The sequence below is a fragment of the Actinomyces sp. ICM58 genome, assembly GCF_000283035.1.
In the GTDB taxonomy this organism is placed as follows: Bacteria; Actinomycetota; Actinomycetes; order Actinomycetales; family Actinomycetaceae; genus Pauljensenia.
This window is the reverse complement of record NZ_ALIY01000017.1, coordinates 1-6,261: the sequence shown is the minus strand read 5'-3', so window position 1 is coordinate 6,261 and position 6,261 is coordinate 1. Positions and strand designations below refer to the sequence as shown.

Sequence of the window (6,261 nt, the reverse complement as noted above, 5' to 3'; positions counted from 1 at the left end):
GAGACCGGACTGGCCGGGGCGGGCCGTTCGGTCGTCGCCGTCGGCCTCGACATGGCTGCGGCTCACCTGGGGCCGTGGGAGGCCACGCGCGTGCTCATCGTCGGCACGGGCGCCTACGCGGGAGCGACCGTCAGCACCCTGAACGCGCTTTGCGCATCCGACGTGTCCGTCTACTCGACGTCGGGGCGGGCCCGCGAATTCGCCGAGGGACGAGGCATCGGCTGGGTTGACGGCGCCGACCTTCCCACCGCCCTGACGCGCGCCGACCTGGTCGTGACGTGCCGGGGACTGGGAAGCCCCATCCTGACCCGCGACATGGCCGCCGCCTCCGGGCGCACCGTCGTCCTGGACCTGGCCCTCATGCGCGACACCGACAACTCCGTCGGCTCGCTCCCGAACGTGACGCTTATCGACCTGCCGACCATCCAGGCCTCGGTCCCGGCCGCGGATGCCGACGCGCTGAATCACGCCCGCGCCATCATCGACGAGGAGGTCTCCTCCTTCGAGCGAGGCCTCGGCGCCCGATCCATGGACCCTGTCGTGCGGCACCTGCGCTCGCGCGTCTTCCGCATCGTCGAGGAGGAGATCGACCGCCTCGGCGACGCCCCCCTGTCGACCGACGACGCCGCACGGGCGCTGCGCCACCTGGCCGCGCGCCTCATCCACAACCCGACCGTACTCGCGCGCCGGGCAGGCGAGGAGAGCCAGCAGGAACGCTACCTGGAGGCCCTCGGCGTGGTCCTCGGCATCGACGAGGCCACCCTGGCCTACGGCGACAATGCTGGCGCGCACGCTTTCTCGCCCGATAATCGCGGGCTCCACCCTCACACTGTCACACCGACAGTTGCCAATTTATTTCAAAAGTGAAATACTGCAACGTTCACTCCCAACGGTGAAAGGTATTAACGATGTCCACCCCGAACTACGGTGGCCAGCCCGGCCCCAACGGTCAGTTCCAGGGTCAGGTGCCCCAGCAGGGCGCCTACAACCCGCAGTACCAGGGCCAGGTGCCCGCACCCGGCCCCAACGGTCAGTTCCAGGGCCAGGCACCCGCACCCGGCCCCAACGGTCAGTTCCAGGGCCAGGCCCCCGTACCCGGCCCCAACGGTCAGTTCCAGGGCCAGGTGCCCGCGCCCGGCGAGAAGAAGAGCCGCGGAAAGATGGCGGCCATCATCTCCGTCATCGTCGTTGCCATCCTGGTCGTCGTCGGTGGCGGCGCCTTCGCGATCAGCCGCCTGGGTGGTGGCGGCTACAAGAGCCCCGATGCCCTGGCAGAGGGCATTGATTCCGCTTTCGCGAAGAACTCTCTCGTGTCGTTGGCGGGCGCCGCGTCGCCCGAGGAGCTCAACGCTGCGACGGCCTGGCAAAAGGACTACAAGCACAACGGCGGCACCGATTGGTCCAAGCTGATGGACCTGAAGGCCCTCAAGGACTACGTCGACCAGATCGACATCAAGAAGTCCGAGATGGAGTACACGGTCGACACCAAGTCCGATCAGGTGGCACTCATCACCATCACGAAGTGGGAGGGTGACGTCGAGGTCAAGCCGGAACTCGCCGACAAGATCCGCGAGCACTACAAGGAGGCCAAGGGCTCGGACCTGACGGCCAACGAGTCGCAGGCCTTCGACAAGATGAAGCAGGAAATCCAGAACAACCCGGTCTCCTCCGGTAACGTCCTGAAGAATTTCCCGAACAACAAGCTCACGCTCGTCTCCGTGAAGGAAGACGGCAAGTGGTACCTGTCCGGCTACATGACGGTCGCCGAGCAGTTCCTGGGAACCGGTTCGGCTCAGCCGAACTACTCCGCGAACTTCACCGACGTCAAGGGCGCTTCCTCTCCCGAGGAGGCGGTGTCGGGCATGGTCGACGCCCTGCGTAACGGAGGGAACATCGGCAGCGAGGACGTCTACCGCTACCTCGACCTGCCCGAGCGCCGCGTCGCGGCGGTCTACGGCGGCGGATCTTCCTCGTCTGGGTACTCCGCGTCCGGCATGGGCGGCAGCGGCGTGCAGGTGACGTGGGGCCTGAGCTCCACGAAGGTCTCGGGCGGCGCGATCGTCAACCTCGGCACGACGTCCATCACCATGGGCGAGTACAAGGTCGAGTTCAACGGCGATTCGCTGACGGTCTCCTACCCGGACATCGACACGCGTACATTCAGGACGACCACCAAGACGATGACCACCAACTACACGGAAGGCCTCGTCAACCCCGAGCGCCTCGGAGTGTTCACCGTGGAGGACGCCAACGGCTGGCACGTGTCGCTCGTGCGCACCATCGGTAACCTCAACCTGCTGGCCGCCAGCGACGACGCGGTCAACCAGGCCATCGACGGACTGTGGTCTGCTACCGGCTCCCACGACGTCGACGTGTCCAAGGACGAGATGCGTGACCTCGCGCTGAACAACAAGCCCGTCGGCGCGCTGCTGGTTATCGGCTGGAACTTCGCGAAGAACATGAAGTGACGCAGCCGTAGCCAAGGGGGTGGGAATCCGCAACGGGTTCCCGCCCCCTTCGCGTATCTGCCCGGGGGCGCGCCGCGTGGCCGACACCAACCGGGGCCCGGGCGTGCGCCGGCGCCCGTCTCATCGGCGTCGCTCGTCGTCGCGAAGCTGCCAGGTCGGTCCTTACACTGGAGGAATGAGCACCCAGAAGAACGAACCGCGCGCCCTCGCCCTCGGCGTTTCCTGCTACGTGATCTGGGGTTTCTTCCCCCTGTACTTCTCGCTGCTCTCCCCCGCCGGCGCCGTCGAGGTCATCGTCCACCGCGCGGTGTGGGGCCTCTTCTTCTGCCTGGTCGCGCTCGCGATCACCCGATCCCTGGGCAAGGTCCGCGCGCTCATCGCGGACCGGGGAGCCCTGTGGCGCCTGGCGGTGGCGGGCGCGCTCGTCGTCGTCAACTGGTCCGTGTACGTGTACGCGGTCCTCGCCGGCCACACGACCGACGCGGCGGTCGGCTACTTCATCAACCCCCTCGTGACGGTTGCGCTGGGCCTCATCGTGCTGCGCGAGCGCGTCACGCCGATCCAGAAGGTCGCCCTGGCCCTCGGCGTGCTCGCCGTCGTTATCCTCGTCGTCGGCCAGCGCTCGGTTCCCATCGTCTCCCTCACGCTCGCCCTCACGTTCGGCCTGTACTCCCTCGTCAAGAAGGACGTGGCCGCGCGCGTCGACCCGCTCGCGGGCATGGCGATCGAGACGGCGGCGGTCTCACCCGTCCTGCTGGGCTACTACGCGTACCTGGCGGTCACGTCCTCCACGTCCTTCCACACGATCACCGCTACCGACGAGGCCGGGATGTCCTGGCCCCTTCACCTGGCCCTCCTGGTGGGGGCGGGTGCGCTGACGATGATCCCGCTCATCATGTTCGCCTCGGCGGCGCGAGGCCTGACCCTGGGGACGATGGGTTTCCTGCAGTACCTGGGGCCCACCCTGCAGCTCCTCGTCGCCGTGTTCATCTTCCACGAGGCCGTGCCGACGTTCCGCTGGATCGCGATGGGCGTCGTGTGGGTGGCGTTGGCGTGCCTGAGCGCCGACTGGCTGCTCTCCTCGGTGCGCGCCAAGCGCCTGGCGCGCGCCGCGCACCGGGACTGAGCCAAGGCCTGCCACGCCGGGCACGCCGGGATAGGGAACCGGGCCTCACCCTGCACGCTCCCCTTTCGGCCCCATGAGGTAACGCGCCCCGAAATTTCGCATGCAATTCAATTGGCTGACGTTTCAACAACATCTGAAAACGTCGGAATTTCAACGACGTAAATTCAAAGTTTGAAAAAGTGGTGGGGGAATTGCATGCGACATTGTTGGGAAACCATGACACAACGACCGTAGCCACTGGAGGGGTCTGGTTTTTCGGACCGTTTGTTGTGAGAGGGGTGTGAGTAGTCCTGGCCGCGGTGCCCGTGTGAGGGCGCCGGAGGGTCCGGAGGGCACGGGCGGGCTTCGAGATCGACCACTCCGAGCCGTAGGCTCGCGTGTGGCGATCTCGCGGGCGGCCGGGCCCGAAGGCGCCCGGAACACCAGCGGTGCCACAAGCAACAACATGCAGCGCCAACGGCGAGCGGGCGGCCGGGCCCGAAGGCGCCCGGAACATCAGCGGAGCACACCAAGCAGCCCGAGCCAGCAAGCGGGCAAACCGCCCCTTACTCTCCGCCGCCGGGCTCCGGGCGGCCCGTGTAGTTGACGAAGCGCGCCATGTCGCCCTGGAAGAGTGCGGTGACGGTCGCGGTCGCGCCGGCGCGGTGCTTGGCGACGATAATGTCGGCCTCGCCGGGGCGGTCTTCCTTGTCGTAGTAGTCGGGGCGGTGCAGCAGGATGATGATGTCAGCGTCCTGTTCGAGCGAGCCGGATTCACGCAGGTCGCTCATCATGGGCTTGCGGTCGGTGCGCCCTTCCGAGTTACGGTTCAGCTGCGCGACCGCGATGACGGGGATGTCGAGATCCTTGGCCAGGAGCTTCAGGTTTCGCGACATCGCGGAGACTTCCTGCTGACGCGACTCGACCTGGCGGCCGCTCGTCATGAGCTGGAGGTAGTCGATGACGACGAGGCCCAGGTTCTCTTGCTGCTTGAGGCGGCGGCACTTCGAGCGGATCTCGGAGATCGTGATGTTCGCGGAGTCGTCGACGTACAGGGGCGCCTCGCTCATGCGCGAGGTGGTTTCGGCGACCTTGCGCCAGTCGACGTCGCTCATCTTGCCGGCCTGCATCTTGGACAGGCGCACGCCGGACTCGGCGGAGAGCATGCGCATCGCGATTTCCTGGGAGCTCATTTCTAGCGAGAAGATGAGCGAGGTGATGCCGTGCTTGATGGAGGCCGAGCGGCAGAAGTCCAGGGCGAGCGTGGACTTACCCATGGCGGGTCGGGCGGCGACGATGATCATCTGGCCGCCGTGCAGGCCCTGGGTGAGTTCGTCGAGGTCGGTGAAGCCGGTGGGCACGCCGTTGAGCTTGCCCTGGTTCTTCTCGATGTCCTCGAGCGCGTTGAGGATGTCCGAGCTCATCTGCGTCATGGACACGTAGTCGGTGGTTTCGCGCCCGTCAGAGACGGCGTACACCTCGGCCTGGGCCTGGTCGACAATCTCGTCGACGTCGCCGCCGGCGTCCGCATAACCGAGCTGGACGACGCGCGTGCCCGCAGTGACGAGGCGGCGCATGATGGCGCGTTCGCGCACGATGCGCGCGTAGTAGGCGGCGTTCGCGGCGGTGGGCACGGAGGCGATGAGGCTGTGCAGGTAGGCGGCGCCGCCCACCTTCGACAGGACGCCCGCGCGCTTGAGTTCGCCGGCGACGGTGATCGCGTCGGCGGGTTCCGCGCGGCCGTTGAGCTCGACGATGGTGTCAAAGATGGTCTCGTGGCTGGGCTGGTAGAAGTCCTGCCCGCGCAGTATCTCGGAGACGACGTTGGCGGCCTCGGTCGTCAGCATCATGGACCCGAGGACGCTCATCTCCGCGTCGATGTCCTGCGGGGGGACGCGGTCGAACTGGTCGTCGGACATCGTGTTCCTTTCGGGTCCGCGGGCGGAGGGACGAGGCCTGGGCTTGGCTCGGCGCCGCGAGCGCGGCCGGGACGCCTGTGAATAGAGAGCCTTCAGGCGAAGACTAACGCGTTATAGGAAAACACGCGACCGACGCTGTGCACGAACATGTGCACAATTTGTGGATAACCTGTGCACAACGCCGATCGGGCCTGTGCACGGGTCTCAATGACCATCCTGTCAGGGCAGATATGCTCATCACAGTCACATCGTTGTCATTCATTGAGCTGTCTAGAATTCCTGTGTGCACTGATATCCACAGACCTGTGCACATGTTGTGGATAAGAAGCGGAGCGTGTCATGAACAGCAATCGTGGAGCGGCCACCCCGTCCTCCCCGTCGCCCGACGAGGGGGCCACGGCCTCGTCGATGCCGACGATCACGACGGGCAAAATCCTGTCCCTGGCCCTGCCCTCCCTGGGCGCGCTCATCGCAGAGCCGCTATTCACCGTCATCGACTCCACGATGGTCGGCCACCTGGGCACCCCGCAGCTGGCAGGCCTGGGCATCGCGTCGACCGTCCTGAACACCGCGGTCGGCCTGTTCATCTTCCTGGCCTACTCGACGACCTCGCTGGCGGGGCGCCACCTGGGGGCCGGGCGCCGCGACCTCGCGATCCGCTCGGGGGTGGAGGCCATGTGGCTGGCGGGCGGCCTCGGCGCGTGTGCGGCGATCCTCCTAGCCATCTTCGCCTCGCCCCTGCTCACCTGGCTGGGCGCCGACGCGGCCA

4 protein-coding genes and 1 pseudogene are annotated in these 6,261 nt (G+C 66.6%); 4 read left to right on the top strand and 1 reads right to left on the bottom strand.

Features of this window, described 5'->3' with window-relative positions:
* The 3 genes and pseudogenes from HMPREF1138_RS00980 to rarD all read left to right on the top strand — a co-directional run.
* A pseudogene (locus tag HMPREF1138_RS00980) lies at positions 1-867 on the top strand (glutamyl-tRNA reductase); the annotation flags it as partial.
* 41 nt (positions 868-908) lie between these two features.
* The gene (locus HMPREF1138_RS00975) at positions 909-2,468 is read left to right on the top strand and encodes a proline-rich domain-containing protein (RefSeq protein WP_009055426.1); all 1,560 of its coding nucleotides are present in this window, start codon (positions 909-911) and stop codon (positions 2,466-2,468) included.
* Between the two features lie 175 nt (positions 2,469-2,643).
* The gene (rarD, locus tag HMPREF1138_RS00970; protein ID WP_009055422.1) at positions 2,644-3,594 is read left to right on the top strand and encodes an EamA family transporter RarD; all 951 of its coding nucleotides are present in this window, start codon (positions 2,644-2,646) and stop codon (positions 3,592-3,594) included.
* Positions 3,595-4,139: 545 nt separating this feature from the next.
* Here rarD and dnaB read toward each other — a convergent pair.
* A complete protein-coding gene (gene dnaB, locus HMPREF1138_RS00965; protein ID WP_009055418.1) occupies positions 4,140-5,492 on the bottom strand; it encodes a replicative DNA helicase in 1,353 nt (450 codons plus the stop codon).
* 339 nt (positions 5,493-5,831) lie between these two features.
* On the opposite strand from dnaB, the gene HMPREF1138_RS00960 reads away from it, so the two are divergent.
* A partial coding sequence (locus tag HMPREF1138_RS00960) for an MATE family efflux transporter (RefSeq protein WP_009055424.1) occupies positions 5,832-6,261 on the top strand: 430 nt, incomplete at its 3' end.

Bases quoted from the DNA above. Each gene is read 5' to 3' on its own strand.
- rarD (WP_009055422.1), top strand. From the start codon at position 2,644: ATGAGCACCCAGAAGAACGAACCGCGCGCCCTCGCCCTCGGCGTTTCC.
- HMPREF1138_RS00975 (WP_009055426.1), top strand. From the start codon at position 909: ATGTCCACCCCGAACTACGGTGGCCAGCCCGGCCCCAACGGTCAGTTC.
- dnaB (WP_009055418.1), bottom strand. From the start codon at position 5,492: ATGTCCGACGACCAGTTCGACCGCGTCCCCCCGCAGGACATCGACGCG.